The organism is Roseiconus nitratireducens (assembly GCF_008629675.1).
Taxonomy (GTDB): Bacteria; Planctomycetota; Planctomycetia; order Pirellulales; family Pirellulaceae; genus Stieleria; species Stieleria nitratireducens.
This window is the reverse complement of record NZ_VWOX01000009.1, coordinates 148,535-162,563: the sequence shown is the minus strand read 5'-3', so window position 1 is coordinate 162,563 and position 14,029 is coordinate 148,535. Positions and strand designations below refer to the sequence as shown.

The window sequence follows — 14,029 nt, the reverse complement described above, 5'->3', positions numbered from 1 at the left end:
TTCTGATTGGCATGCTAAGGCAAGTTGTCCGTCGATCAAGGATGCGAATCAATTCCGCAGCCGATCGATGGCCGGGACCGGTTTCAATCCGTCACGGAATCCGGGAGTGATATTCTGGTTCGGTGCGTCCGCCGGTTGGGTAGGGCGCGCTGGGACCCACGGTGGAATATCCAGCGGGCATAATGTCGGTCTCCGAGGACGCGACCGAGCCCGGTCGTCAGGTAATTCCCGCTCTCTCGATCCCCAACGGATGCAACATGACTCGCTGGCCCGGCATTACCCAATTCCAACTCAGCGATCGCGTGGCGATCGTCACCGGTGGCTCCAAGGGATTGGGCGAATCGATTGCGGCGGGACTGGCTTCAGCAGGATCCGATCTGGTGCTGGTCAGCCGTCACGGTGAAGAGGCGCGGGCAGCCGCCGAAGCCATCGGTCGGGAATATCCGGTTCGGGCGGAGTCTATCCAGGCCGATGTGACCGATCCGGATCAGGTCGACCGGATGGTTTCTCAGGCGATGGACTTATTTGGGAAGGTCGACATCCTGGTCAACAACGCCGGGATCAATCTTCGCGGATCGATCGAGTCATTGACTTTAGAGCAGTTTCGCCAGGTGCAGCAGGTCAACGTGGACGGCCTGTGGCTGTGCTGCAAGCGGGTGGTCCCCGAGATGAAACGAGGCGGCTACGGACGGATCATCAATCTCGCCAGCACATTGGGCCTGGTCGGGCTGGCCAATCGGACCCCGTACGCATCGAGCAAGGGGGCGGTGGTGCAGATGACCCGAGCGTTGGGATTGGAATTGGCGCCCGATCAAATCACCGTCAACGCGATTTGCCCGGGACCATTCCTGACGCCCATGAATCAGCCGATCGCCGAGACCGAGGAAGCAAAGAAGTTCATCGTGGGAGCCACGGCGCTGGGACGTTGGGGGCAACTGGAAGAGATTCAGGGAGCTGCGATCTTTCTCGCTAGCCCGGCTTCCAGCTACGTGACCGGCAGCATGCTCACGGTCGATGGCGGATGGACCGCCCGATAGGCTTTCGGCCGCGCATGCGACGGCAGCTACCGGGTTGTGTGAGCTTTCGGACAGCACTTCGGGTGAGCCGCGTGGCGCTAGCCGCGGGTTTTCTCGCCTCGATTGGCGGCGAGCACCATGCCGCTCATTGCACTGCAAATCACGGTGTTTTCAATTGAAACGTGGCGCCGTCCAGGTAGCCAGGCAGCGCGGCACCCGACACGATTGATTCGGCGATTTCGACAAGTCACGAGTCTTCCAAAATCATCGCGATTTGTCGCCGCAACTTCTTGATGCCTCGTCGCAGCAGGCCGGCGATCGCGTCGCTGGACCGGCCCAGTTCTTCGGCGATCTCGTTCACCTTCCAGCCGTCGATGTATTTGAAGGTGATTGCGGCACGTTCGTCGGGTAACAGGGTGGCCATCGCGTCGGCAAGTTGGTCGGCCAGCTCCTGCCGAATCATGCGGCCGCTAGGCGTGCTCTGTTCCGCCGCCAATTCGGGCAGGAGGAGGGTGGTGGAACGGTGCAGCACTTCGTCGATGGAAATTTCTCGCCGGATGTCGCGTTTGGCGGCGGTGTACATCTTCGCCAGATTGATGACTTGGTGATTCAGGATGGCTCTCAGCCAAGCCCGGAGTTCTGTTTCCGATTGCCCGTGGAAGGTGTTCAAGCTGCGATGGGCTCGGGTCAGCGTGATCTGAACGACGTCGGAGATGTCGACTTTTTTGCGCAGCAGCGGGTTCAGTTTCATTTCCGTCAGCACGCGCAGGTATCCTCGATACCGCTCCAAGTCGTCGTTGCCCTGGCCGACAAAGGAGCCGTCGCCGCGCTGCATGGAATCGCCCGAAAAGTTCATGGTGACGCCGGGTCCACCCGGTATCATGACGAGTGCGACAGCGTCCGAAGAGGTCCGCCCGATCCATCAAGATACAGGTTTTTCTGGATTCGGCGGTCGATCGGAACGCAAAACTTGTCTGATACGCTCAGAGGCCTGCTTTTCTCCTGACCGGAACCCCGCGGAGCGTTGGCGATGTTCCATCTTTCTGACCGTCGTTTGGACTCAATTCTCGGCACACCACGTTGGGGTGTGCCACTCATCAGGGCGACGCTGGTTTTCGCGGTTCTGGCCGCGACCTGTCTCCGGCCTGGCGACGCCGCTCCACCGGGCGGGCCCGCCGCTTTACCGGGTGACCCCGACGGCGGTTCCGAAACAACTCCATCGGGGCCGGCCGGCCCGGAACAGGATCGGGAGCAACCCCCGGCCGAAAGTCAGACGATGGAGGACGCGCTGCGGGATTTGAGCAACGACCAACTTTCGCACTGGGTGGAATCGGAAGCGTCCTTCGCGCAGCGATTCGGCCGGTCACGCGACGAAGTCCGCTCGGCATTGATGAACGAGTTTGCCCGCCGGCTTCGAGGGCAGGCGCCGAATCGCGGGGAGGACGGTCCCGAAGCAAAGCGGCAGACTCCGCCACCGGCATCCGTTTCGCAGCCGGTTGGGGAAGTCGACGAGGACTTGCCCAGCCAGGAGCCGCTCGACGCGGACGGCCGTGGTCCCCGGAACGCCATCGAAGACGAGTCCCTGGCGGCGACGCCAGCCGTCGATCAACCCGTGGAAGTGACGCTCGATTCCGCGGCCGTTCAGGCCTACTCCGGTTCGCCGTTCGGCATCGCCATGCTCGAACTGCAATTCAAACCGGGGCAGGGCCCCATCATCTATCCCGATCAACCCTTGCTTCTGCAGTGCAACGGTGACCCACTGTTTTACAGTGCGTTCGACGTCCGTTACGAATCGTCCGAAAGACCCTTGTCCTGGCGTGCCGATCAAGTTCGCGCTTATGGACTGTTCCGGAATCGGCCGCCGAAGGAGATTTGGATCGGCGGGATTGATGGACTGCCGTCAGATTTCAAAACGATCGACCCGGTCGATGACCGCAGCCAACGCAGCGAATTGTTGCGGCACTGGTGGCAACTCTTTTCCCGCGTCCCCAGGCACTTGGACGACGAGCAAAAGATGTTGAATCGCGTCTTGTTGGACATGCTTGCGCGACGATTGTCGCTGCCCGGTCCCTGGCCGGCGGCCACGTCCGATTCCTCGGAGAACCAATCGGAACTGGAAAACCAGTTCGAACGAGCGGTCGGGATGTTGTTCGGAATCGAGTCGGTCAAGCTGGCGATGCAGGATCGCGTCAACCTGAACCAGGCGACGCGGCGCGAACCGGCCGACCGGCCCCTGCCAAATGAACCGAGACTGCAGAGTCTGGTGATTCCCCATTTCCGCCAAACGGTCCAAATTGAACCCGTCGCCAATCATGTGCCTGAAGAGTGCTTCTATCTTCGCACCGGGAACCTCGCCAACTACCTGGATGTTCGCGAGTTTCTGGTTGGTTGGGGTGGGACGTTGGAGGACATCGTCAGCACCAGTTCGCTGAAACGAGACACCCGCGCGAAGATCGAGTCGCAGCTGGGTTTGTTTCTTCAGGACATCGACACGGAAACTTTTGACGACTTGATTTCCGACATGGCATTGATCGGGTGCGATCCATTGTTTCAAGAGGGCGCGGCCGTCGGAGTCTTATTCCACACCCGTCATCGCCAAGCTCTGCTGGATGCGATCGGTCAACAGCGGGTCAAGGCGAAGACACAATACCCCGATGCGACCGAGAAACGCGTGCAGGTCGCCAATCAGCTGTGTTCTTTCCTGTCCACCGGCGACAATCGATTGCGATCATTCTACGCGTTGGATGGGGAGTACCATTTGCTGACCAACTCCAGCTACCTGCTGAACCGATTCTATGAAGCGGGGCTTGGTGAGCGATCGTTGGGAAACCTGAAGGAGTTTCAGTTCGCACGTGAGAAAGCCGTTGGGCACCGCGATCCCTTCGGGTTCCTGTACCTGTCGGATCCCTTTTTTCAACGAATGGTGAGCCCCAAGTTCCGCATCGAACTGACCCGTCGTCGGCATGCCGCCGAAGAGTTGAAGTCGTATCAGCTGGCACGGTTGATTGCCGAGCATGAAAAGTTGGATGGCGATCCCGACCAGGCAATTTATCGCGAGGGCATCCTCCCGGAAGGGTTTGCCGATCGGCCCGATGGAAGCCGCCCAATGTTCCGACAAGGACGATACGTCGATTCACTCCGAGGCGTCTCGGGGAATTTCTTGCCGATCTGCGACGTGCCCGTCGACCGGGTCACCGCCAGCGAGGTCCAGGCGTACCAAACCTTCTTGCGGAGCTACAATCGGCAATGGAAGCGGATCGATCCGGTGACCGTGATCTTTTCTCGCCGTGACTCCGCGTTCGCCGGTCGCCAGCGATTCGATTTGGAGATCATCGTGGCGCCGTACGCGCAGCAGCGCTATGCCAAGTTGCAGCGTCACCTCGCTCCGGCCAGTTCGATGCGCGTTGCACCGTTGTCCGGTGATCTGCTGAGCGTCGATACAGCAATCCAACAGTCTCCCGGCTCTCCGGCCCACTTGTTGCGTATCGGGCTGCGGGATGGTCAGGCCCCGTTCCAGCTTGTCGACGGCGAGATTGACTTGCTCAACGCGAACAAGGATGAAAGCTACGCCAAGGGCCACACTTATGCGGCGATGTCACCGGCCAGTACGGAAATGTTTCGACTGCTCGCGTCTGTGTTGCTCGGACGAGATTTTTCTCAGCCGGATCCGCAACGCGTTGCCCCGCGACGCTTCTTTCCGCCTCCGTCCACGCCGGGACAGGTGTTCTATTCGATGGGATGGGCGTTGGGGAATTTGACTCTGGGGTCCGATCTGATCGAGATCCTCAAACAATCCGGATACTTGAACAGCGCGGACGGCTGGATGGTGTTCGCGACCGACTCCAAGATTCGTGATCAGGTTTTGCAACGCATCAATCGACAGCGGATCACCAACCCGACCCAGGTGAGATTGCGGATGCGATCGCTGGAAGGTTCGCAGGTCGAGCCCTACATCCAGGCCTACACCTACGTGGCGTCTCGCCACAAGTCCGCCCAGAATGCCAGTTTCCTGAACGACTATTCGCGCTGGTTCAATCTGGATCCACGGGTCGGTCGGAACGAGCTGCAACAGATACTGGGGGCGGATGTGCAGTGTGCGCTCGGAGGGGAGTTTGTCTTGCGAAAGTCGGGCGCCCAACCGCTGTGGGCCAGCACGGCCTGGGAAGTTCCCAGCGTCTACCAGGTGACGTCGATCCCAGATCACTGGAGATTCGCCTTTTTGGATTGGCTACGCGAACTGCACGTCGCCTTCGACCTCGGTTCAAGCACTTTGCGGGCACAGATCAATCTGACCATCAAGCCGCAGGGGCAATCTGGCCAGTGGGGGCTGGTGCGTGCCGCAGCTTCCACAGGCGATGAGGCAAACAACGGGGCAGTCTTTGCCGAATCCCGCCCTGACGCAGAGTCAAACAGGCAGCGGTTCTTGTCGGTCACGTCCGCCCGAGCGGCGGATCCTGTGACGTCGCAAGCCGTGGTGCCGGATGCATCCTCGTGGATTCTGGGGATCCGCCTGGCAGCGAATGATCCGAACCGGGTGATCAAGTACGTCTATCCGGACAGTCCGGCATGGCGGGCTGGGATTCGCGTTGGTGACCGACTTCGCCGGGTGAATTGGGAATCTGCCGCATCGGTCCAGCAGGTCGAACAGATTGTGAGGCGATCGGAAGATTCGGGAGGGTTGGTCATCCTGGAACTTGAACGCAACGGATCGAAGTTGGTGCGCCACATCCGCTTAGCGCCAGCGAAACCCTGACGGGCTTGCGGCCGTCCTTTGGCGTCCCAGTTGTCGGGCACACCCGGCGGCATGAGTCCGCGACGCTGCAGCGGGCTGCACGGACGGTGCAGTCTGGTGCAGCGCTCCGCGAATCGAACGCTCCGCAAGATTACGCATCGGACCGCCGGTGACAGAAACGCGTTGTTTCGCAGGGGGGCGAGCTGGCTTGGGTACGGGAGTTGCACTCTCCAGAGAAGCCCAAGAGGCGCGACCGAGGGCAGGCTTATCTATCATTCGAAAAGATTCTGACGCAGTGGAGCGTTAGATGGAAACGGTGCAATCATCGGACATTCGTTTAACCGACGTCTTTCCGCCTTCCTGTTTCTTTGAACTGGGGGATCTGGCGGAACCGCGCGCGGTTTTCACGGCGTTGTTGGCGGGACTGGCGCGCCAGGGTCACATCAGCACATCCGATGCGCGCGACTTTGTTGAAATTCTCTGCGCGCGGGAGCAGTTGGGGCCTTCGGCGATTGGCAAAGGTTTCGCCTTTCCCCATCTCCGTTCTCATCGGGTGCCCAGGTTGATGGGGGCGGTCGGTGTTCTGAAGGGTTGCGATTGGGGAGCGCTGGATGGCCAACCGACGCGATGCGTTTTCTTGATGCTGTCCCCGATTTCACGGCGACGGGAACACGGGCGGCTACTGGAGAAACTGTTTTCGCTGATGCGTGATTGCACCTTGGCCCTGGTCATCGAACGGCCCGGCGGTGTCAGAATGATTGAGAAACACCTCCGAGACTTGGACGCCAACGGTTGAGCTCCGCGGCGGGCCATCGGATGTGATTCTCTAGCCCGGCGTTTCAGTCCGGACGCCGGCGCGGTCAGTGCAGGTTGTAGCGGCTCATCTTGTAGTGCAGCGTCCGGACACTGATGCCGAGGGCTTTGGCGGTTTGTTCGCGATGAAAATCACACGCCGCCAGGGCGGTCTGGATCGCTTCTTTCTCGGCGTGCTCGGTTGTCTCGGCCAACGTCGGAATCGGCGACCCATTTTCACCGCGACCCTGACTGAGTTCCGCCGGCAGGCTATCGACATCGATGAAGTCATCGACATGGGTGACAACCAGACGTTCGATGACGTTGCGAAGTTGTCGGACATTGCCGGGCCAATTGGCCGCAATCAACTGCTTCATCGCATCATCGCTAAATCGTTTGACGTTGCGTCGGTGGCGGTTGCAGAAATGATTGACAAAATGTTCGACCAGCAGCGGGATGTCATCACGGCGTTGCCGCAGGGGCGGGATCTGCAGCGGCACGATGTTCAGGCGATAGTACAGGTCTTCCCGAAACGAACCGTTTTCGATGAGCGCCAGCGGGTCCTTATTGGTGGCCGAGACCAGCCGCGCGTCGGAGCTGAGCAGGGCTTCACCGCCGATCCGGTTGAACTGCCCGGTTTCCAAAACCCGCAGCAGGTCCACTTGGCTCTTGGCTGGGATTTCCGTGATTTCGTCCAGAAAAAGGGTGCCGCCACGGGCCTGTTCGAAACATCCCGGTTTCTGACGGGCGGCACCGGTGAAGGAACCTTTTTCGTGCCCGAATAGCTCGCTTTCCAGCAGGGACTCCGGCAACGCGCCCAGGTTGACGGCAATGAACGGTCCACGTCCCCGATTGCTCAGGTCGTGCAGGGCGCGGGCGATCAGTTCTTTCCCGGTTCCACTTTCGCCACGGATCATGACGGTCGCATCGGTATCCGCCACCTGCCGCAACTGTTGGAACAGCTCCTGCATGATCGTGCAATTGCCGATGATTTCGGAAATCACGCCCGCATCGGCCAACCGGCTCTTCAGCGATGTGTTCTCGTTCTGCAACCGTTGGTGATCGAGTGCCTTGCGGACCTGCTGCCGGATCAAATTCAGATCGACCGGTTTGGTGATGAAGTCGAAGGCGCCGCGCCGCATGGCATCCACCGCGGTTTCCACGGTGCCGTGGGCGGTGATGACCAGCACCAGCGTTTGGGGGCTGCGGTCATGGATCAGGGAAACCAGGTCCAGTCCGTCGCGGTCTCCGGGCAGCCGGACATCGGCGATGACCACGTCGTAGTGGGTCTTTTCGAAGAGATCCAGCGCGTGATTGACGTCGCCGACGGAATCAATCACTTCGACGGATTTGGCCAAACCTTTTTCAAGGCCGCTACGGATGTGGGGTTCGTCATCAACGATCAACAGGCTCGTGGCGTCACTCATCGGGGTAATGAATCTCTGTCAGTAATTGGTCGGACTCGGAGTCGGATTCGTCCATCGCGGAGGCGACGCGCTGGGCTGCCGCCAAGACGTTGTCGGAACTGCGGGCATCGCGTGGCAAGGTGATTTCAAACGTGGTCCCCGAACTGGAAGTCTCGAAATCCAGGGTTCCACCATGTTGTCGAACAATTTTGTCCGATAACGCCAGCCCCATTCCGGTGCCGTCGCTCTTGGTGGTGAAATAGGGATCAAAAATATGGGAACGGGCACTTTCCGGGATCCCGCCCCCGGTGTCGCTGACCGTCAACCGAAGTTCGTCTGACGATTCGAGGGCTTGGGTCTGGATCGTTAGCGTGCCGCCGCTGGGCATCGCTTGCAACGCGTTGATCATCAAATTCAGCAACACTTGTTCGATCCGCACGCGGTCCAGCACGACTTGCGTTTGCGATCCTGGGCCGTACTGAACCTTCAATTCGACGCCCAGCTGTTCCGCACGCGGTCGAATCAACGCGACTTGTTGCTGGACCAGCGATTTCAGGTCGACCGCGTCGTGGTGCAACCGTCCGACCGACGCAAAGTCGCGAAACCCTTCCAGAACGCTGCCCACCCGAGACACCTCGGTCTTGATCACGTGCAGCATTGACTGGATTTCATCACGATTGGTCGGGTCTTCCAACTGTTCTTCCAGCAATTGGACGTGCAACGACAACGCCGCCAGCGGGTTCTTGATCTCGTGGTGCAATCCGGCAGCCAGCGATCCCAATCCCATGAATCGTTCCATTCGCCGCATTTGATTTTCGACGTGGATTTGTTCGGTCACGTCACGGAGCTGAATCACGTTGCCGATCGTCACGTTGTCGATGTCGCGGAGTGGCTGGCAATAGGTCCGCAAGCAACGTTGGCTGCCAAACACCGTTAAATGGAAATCTTCGATGGACGGTGTGTCGCCCTGCTGGTTGGCACGCCGTCGGAAGGCACGCAAATCGATCTGATCCGTCAGTTCGGCAAGGGGCTTGTCCAGCATGTCTCCCTGCAACCCCAGCAACTCGACCGCGCGGACGTTGAAACTGGTGATTTGTCCGTTCAAGTCGGTGGTGATCACCGCCTGGTCCATGCTGCTGAGAATGTCGCCGGCTTGCGCCTTGAAGTCTCGCAGCGAATACTGGGTGGTCTGATACGCTCGCCACAGCAGCAGCACCGCAATCCCCGTGGCAACCAGATTGATCAGGACCAGGATGCTCAGGCGAAATTGCCAACGCAATTCCCCCGCCAGCGTCTGGGCCGCCGCTTGAGATTCCGGCGGCAGGTCTCGGATCAGTTGTTGCACAATCCGTTGCTCATCCAGAAAGTCCACCATCACCCAGACCGTGATTGCCAAGGCCGCGACGCTCAGCGACAGCAGGCCAATGATCGCGCTGCGGTAGGACTTGGGTGGATCGTTCGACTGGATGCGAAACATCGATAAGCGGGCCGGTCGAGAATGGGAAACGCCCGAAGGAGGGCGCTGGAGTGGGAGATACCCTGCCGACGTCACGGAAATGGCTCTCCAGGACGCCATTCTCGCACAAGACCAGCCCATGATAAGGCGGGGCAGTGAAACCGAGGGCAGTGAAACCGGGTGCCAAGGAATCGCACAGCCGAGAGAAAGGGGGAGCCGGAAATTTCGACGCGATCTCCCTCACGCCACGGTGACCGAGCTGCAAAAAGCTGCACGTTCGCTGCAATGCGGTGCAGCACTTTGTCGCTGGCGGTCGCTACCTGCTCGGGGTTGGGAGCTTGGGCCGACGCGGGCTGTGGCGGTCGTCCGCTGCGTCGCTTTCAAACGCGAACCCCGGGGCCGCATCCCAGATCAGGATTCGTGGGCCGCAATTCGCAAAGATCCGCGTCCCGTCGGGACTCCAAAAAGCCGAACGCAGGGCACCGACCGGACTTTGCAAGCTGAACACTTCGCGTCCCGAATCCGCGTCCCAGAGTTTCAGGGTCCCGCGCGCGTCGGCGGATAAAATCCGCGATTGATCCGGACTGACGTGGACGTCCGCAATGTGTTCTCCGTGCCCCGACAAGACAAAACGCTCCTGCCCGGTGGCTCGGTCGTGAATCCGAATCGATTGGGCCGAATCGCTGGTGGCAATCAACTCCGATGGACTCACCCAGATATGCTCGGGGAAACCGTCGCCGGCGGTGGGAAGGCGTGAAAGGGCTTCGGTGAGCTCATCCGCCGAACGGAACCTTCCACCCAGGGAGACGCGTCGTTGCTCTGAATTCGGTTGGCCGTCGGAATTCGGTTGGCCGTCGGAAACGACGAGCAGCGGTTCCCCCGTGCCCGCGTCCCAGAGTGTGAGGCCACCGCTTGCGTACGTGGAGACCAACCGGGTGCCGTCGTCGTTCCAAGCGATCGCGTGAGCACGGCCGGTCTGTTTCGGAAAATCGATGTCGCACCGGCCGTCGGTCAAGTCCCAAATGGTGATTCCGCCATTCGAGCTGATCGTGGCGAGCCGTTGGTTGTCTGGCCGGAGCGCCAAATCAAGAATCACTGGATCGCCTGAAAACATTTGCTGAGGGGTGCCGGTGGCGGCGTCTCGAAGCACGATTTGTCCCGTTGACAAGGCTGTGGCGATCAGCGTCCCGTCGTTGCTGATTCGCATGGCCGTGATGGTGTCCTCTTCGGTCGCCAGCGTTTGGAACTCTTCGATCGGCGAGTTCGGCCAAAGCTTGACCAGGTCATCGTCGCCACCGCTGGCCAATGTGGACCCGGACGGATGCCAACAGGTGGAAAACACATGGCGATCGTGTCCCCGCGGTTGTCCCAATTGCAAACGGGATTCCAGGTCCCAGATCCGGCAGGTTCCGTCCCAGCCGGCAGACGCCAGCTTGGCATCGGTTGGGTGCCAGGCGACCGACGCGACACCGTGGGTGTGCCCGAACAACTGAGATGCCAGCTGTCCGGATGAGACGTCCCAGATCTTGACGATCGAGTCGCGGCTGGCCGCAGCGATCTGGGTTCCGTCGGGACTGAACACGGCCGCTTGAACGTAATCCACGTCTTCCAGGTTCATTTCAACCTCGCGGCTTTCGACGTTCCAGATGGTGACGCGTTTTCCGGATGGCGCCGCCAGTCGCTTTCCGGTGGGGTCGAAGCTGATCACTTCGGTGTAGATATCGGCGACGTGGCCGTCGATCGAACGCTGCCGCTGCCAGGTCGACGTCTCCCACAGTTCCAGCGGCCCGCCCCGAATGCCGATCGCCAGGAGTCCCCCGTCCGGCGAGAACGTACAACAAAACACCGAGTTACTCGTTCTCAACGTGTGGACCGGCGATTGGTTCGCGACGTCCCAGACCAGGACGCCTTCGTCCGCCGCAATCGCTACCAATTCACTCGGCGGGTTCCATGCCACGCTAAAAACTTCGCCCATTTGCGGTTCGATCGTCTGCAGGCATTCCCGAGACTTGCTATCCCACAGGCGTGCGGTGCCGTCCCGAGAGCCCGACGCCAATCGGGATCCGTCGGTGTCGTAGGCAACGCAGATGACCGGCATCGTATGGCCCTCCAAACGCGCCGTTTCGCGACGACAAAGCGATTGAAGGTAGTACCATTCCCAACCGCGGAGATCGACGTCGTCTGCGTTTGGTCGCCAGCCGTCCAGCAGCAATCGGCTGCGAAGCATCCCGCGGTGTCCCGGCAATGTCTGTTGCGCCAACGTCATCTGCGCGTGGTACAGGTTCCGCCGACTGGCATCGCGTTGCTGTTCCGCTTCAGCCCACGCGGCGTCCCGCGTCTGGATAGCGCGGAGGGCCTTGAGCATCTCCAGCCGGTTTCGTTCCGCCAGACGCTGATTCTTAGATGCCAAAGCGATCGCGGATGCGCGGAGCTTGCGTTGCTCTTGTTCTTGATCCTGAAAATACAACGCGGCCCCGGTGGCGCCGCAGACCAACAGGACCAACAGTGTTGCGATCCCCAACATCGCGTGTGCGAGTCCGCGATTGTGTCGTGCCCATCGTCGTGTTTGTTGGATGAGGGATTCACGCTGGGCCAGGATCGGCTGATCTCGCAGGAATCGTCGCAGGTCTTCCGCCAGGGCCGCCGCCGTCGGGTAGCGGTCGACGGGATCCCTGCAGATGGCACGCTGGACGATCGTCGCCAGATCGCGAGGGATGTCTTGGCGGAGCGAGTCGACGCGAGGCGGGGTGTGCTTGTTGATCGCCTGCAGCAGCACACGAGAGTCGGATTCACAGAACGCCGGTTGCAACGTCAGCATCTCGTAGAGCGTCAAACCCAACGAGTACAAATCCGATCGTGCGTCCGATTTCCCCTCGAACGCTTCAACCGGCAGGTATCGCAGCGTGCCAATGATGTCACCGGACCGAGTCAAATCTGGCTGGTCCGTTGATTTTGCCAAACCGAAATCCGTGACCCAGACGTTGCCCTGGGTGTCCAAAATCAAGTTGCTGGGTTTGACGTCTCGGTGAATGATGCCGTTAACGTGCGCGTGATGCAGGGCGTCGGCTGCGTCGGCGCCGATGCGTGCGACATGCCGCCAGTAGGCATCCGCGTGGTGCCCGATCGGATTCAGTCCCCGTTCGAGTTCAGGGCCCGCACTCGTTTCAGGGTCCGCATGGGTGTCGCTACAAGCCTCGGATGGGGCATCGCCGTCGGCGCTGAGCTCCGGACCAGATTGTCGGTCGTTCGCCCGCGATGACGCTTCATCGCCTTCGGGCGGTGGGTGCTTTCCCGCTTGTGAGTCTTCCAGCAGGGTGCGAATCGCCAGTGAGGTTGAGGCGTCCGCGCGGCATTCATGGCCGGACGGGTTGCTCGCATCCGGTGCAATCCCTTCCAGACGCCGCAGTTCGTCCAAGATCCGGTCCAGCCCGGCACCACGGATGAACTGCATGACGTAGAAAACGCGATCCTCGTGCCTGCCGATGCCAAACACCGGAACGATGTGGGTGTGGTGCAGCCGCGCCGCGGATCGGGCTTCGCGTTCAAATCGGCGCAATTGTTTGGAGCGATGGCCGGGCGCATGCGAAAGGATCTTGAGTGCAACACGGCGATGCAGCGACCGCTGCTGGGCTTCATAGACGATTCCCATTCCGCCCCGGCCGACTTCGCGAATGATCCGGTAATCATCCAGGTCACGGTCTGAACTGTATTCCCCTTCGACGTCCGTGTGACCGATCGAATCTGATCGCATCTCCGAACTGGTCGAGCGACCGGGCTTGACCTTCTGCATCACCGCCAACGCGGGAAACAAGTCGCGGATCTCGGAGGCGTGCTCGGGATACCGTTCAGCGTAGTCTTCGATGGAGGGATGTTTCCCTTGTCGACATTCATCGGTGAACGTGTCGACGATTCTTCCCAACGGATCGGCGACTTCGGTTTCCTGGTTTCCGTCTTTCATGGCCACAATCCGTCCAGGCCATCCGGCAGCGACTGAAAAACGGATCGTAATCTTTTCAGCGCGCGGACATGACGGTTGCATGCTGCGGTCGGTGAAATGCCCAAAACCGCCGCCGTCTCGGAATTGGTCAGTTCCTCGAAATGACGCAGCGCCAACATCTCACGGTCTTCCACGCTCATGTCATTGAGCGCTTTCTCGACCATCAGGCTCAATTCAGCCCGCATCACCACGCCGCTGGCCGTGGATGCCCGACCGATCAGTTGTCCCGCCATCGACGCGGAATCGACCGGGGGAGCCCCGCCGTGAAGAGAGACTTCGCCGTAGGCCGAACGCATCTTGGTGCCCAGGTGGAACCGGTGCACGTCGACCAGCTTTTGCAACGTCTCCAATCTTAACCACAGGAAGAACGGGTAGGGAGAATCCTTATCGCGGTAGGCGGCAAACCGATCCAAGGCCGCGACGAACGTTTCCTGAACAATGTCCGCCGGGTCGACCCGCCCCTGCAACGCCTGGTCCATCCGCAACTCGACAATCCGTTCCAGCCGTTCCCGGGATCGATTCATCAGCGTCGCCAGGGCGGTGCGGTCGCCCCGAAGGGCCGCAGCAAGCAAATCGTCGTCGGAAGGGGAAAACACTGCTGACATGAAGGCTTTGCCCAGGGCCATCGGG

Annotated in this window: 8 protein-coding genes; 3 read left to right on the top strand and 5 right to left on the bottom strand. The window is 60.3% G+C overall.

The features are described from left to right. Positions 1-257 precede the first annotated feature (257 nt). A complete protein-coding gene (locus tag FYK55_RS16480; protein ID WP_150077533.1) occupies positions 258-1,037 on the top strand; it encodes an SDR family NAD(P)-dependent oxidoreductase in 780 nt (259 codons plus the stop codon). A gap of 226 nt (positions 1,038-1,263) precedes the next feature. Here FYK55_RS16480 and FYK55_RS16475 read toward each other — a convergent pair whose 3' ends face one another. Continuing rightward, the gene (locus tag FYK55_RS16475; protein ID WP_161604561.1) at positions 1,264-1,872 is read right to left on the bottom strand and encodes a sigma-70 family RNA polymerase sigma factor; all 609 of its coding nucleotides are present in this window, start codon (positions 1,870-1,872) and stop codon (positions 1,264-1,266) included. Positions 1,873-2,046: 174 nt separating this feature from the next. On the opposite strand from FYK55_RS16475, the gene FYK55_RS16470 reads away from it, so the two are divergent. Both FYK55_RS16470 and FYK55_RS16465 read left to right on the top strand, forming a co-directional pair. Further along, the gene (locus FYK55_RS16470) at positions 2,047-5,769 is read left to right on the top strand and encodes a PDZ domain-containing protein (RefSeq protein WP_150077531.1); all 3,723 of its coding nucleotides are present in this window, start codon (positions 2,047-2,049) and stop codon (positions 5,767-5,769) included. A 286-nt stretch (positions 5,770-6,055) separates the two neighbouring features. After that, positions 6,056-6,544 (top strand): PTS sugar transporter subunit IIA, encoded by a 489-nt coding sequence (locus FYK55_RS16465; RefSeq protein ID WP_150077530.1) that lies wholly within the window; start codon positions 6,056-6,058, stop codon positions 6,542-6,544. Positions 6,545-6,608: 64 nt separating this feature from the next. Here FYK55_RS16465 and FYK55_RS16460 read toward each other — a convergent pair whose 3' ends face one another. The 4 genes from FYK55_RS16460 to FYK55_RS16445 form a co-directional block, all read right to left on the bottom strand. Continuing rightward, positions 6,609-7,967 (bottom strand): sigma-54-dependent transcriptional regulator, encoded by a 1,359-nt coding sequence (locus FYK55_RS16460; RefSeq protein ID WP_150077529.1) that lies wholly within the window; start codon positions 7,965-7,967, stop codon positions 6,609-6,611. Then, positions 7,960-9,423, bottom strand: coding sequence for a two-component system sensor histidine kinase NtrB (locus FYK55_RS16455; RefSeq protein ID WP_161604560.1), 1,464 nt, complete (start codon positions 9,421-9,423; stop codon positions 7,960-7,962). The genes FYK55_RS16460 and FYK55_RS16455 overlap by 8 nt, the downstream gene beginning before the upstream one ends. Positions 9,424-9,718: 295 nt before the next feature. Beyond that, positions 9,719-13,360, bottom strand: a complete 3,642-nt coding sequence (locus FYK55_RS16450; RefSeq protein ID WP_161604559.1) for a WD40 repeat domain-containing serine/threonine protein kinase — start codon at positions 13,358-13,360, stop codon at positions 9,719-9,721. Continuing rightward, positions 13,357-14,004, bottom strand: coding sequence for an RNA polymerase sigma factor (locus tag FYK55_RS16445; protein WP_150077526.1), 648 nt, complete (start codon positions 14,002-14,004; stop codon positions 13,357-13,359). The genes FYK55_RS16450 and FYK55_RS16445 overlap by 4 nt, the downstream gene beginning before the upstream one ends. Positions 14,005-14,029 lie beyond the last annotated feature (25 nt).

Excerpts from the sequence above, each read along its gene's own strand:
- FYK55_RS16460 (WP_150077529.1), bottom strand. The coding sequence starts at position 7,967 with ATGAGTGACGCCACGAGCCTGTTGATCGTTGATGACGAACCCCACATC.
- FYK55_RS16470 (WP_150077531.1), top strand. The coding sequence starts at position 2,047 with ATGTTCCATCTTTCTGACCGTCGTTTGGACTCAATTCTCGGCACACCA.
- FYK55_RS16465 (WP_150077530.1), top strand. The coding sequence starts at position 6,056 with ATGGAAACGGTGCAATCATCGGACATTCGTTTAACCGACGTCTTTCCG.
- FYK55_RS16455 (WP_161604560.1), bottom strand. The coding sequence starts at position 9,423 with ATGTTTCGCATCCAGTCGAACGATCCACCCAAGTCCTACCGCAGCGCG.
- FYK55_RS16445 (WP_150077526.1), bottom strand. The coding sequence starts at position 14,004 with ATGTCAGCAGTGTTTTCCCCTTCCGACGACGATTTGCTTGCTGCGGCC.
- FYK55_RS16475 (WP_161604561.1), bottom strand. The coding sequence starts at position 1,872 with ATGAACTTTTCGGGCGATTCCATGCAGCGCGGCGACGGCTCCTTTGTC.
- FYK55_RS16450 (WP_161604559.1), bottom strand. The coding sequence starts at position 13,360 with ATGAAAGACGGAAACCAGGAAACCGAAGTCGCCGATCCGTTGGGAAGA.
- FYK55_RS16480 (WP_150077533.1), top strand. The coding sequence starts at position 258 with ATGACTCGCTGGCCCGGCATTACCCAATTCCAACTCAGCGATCGCGTG.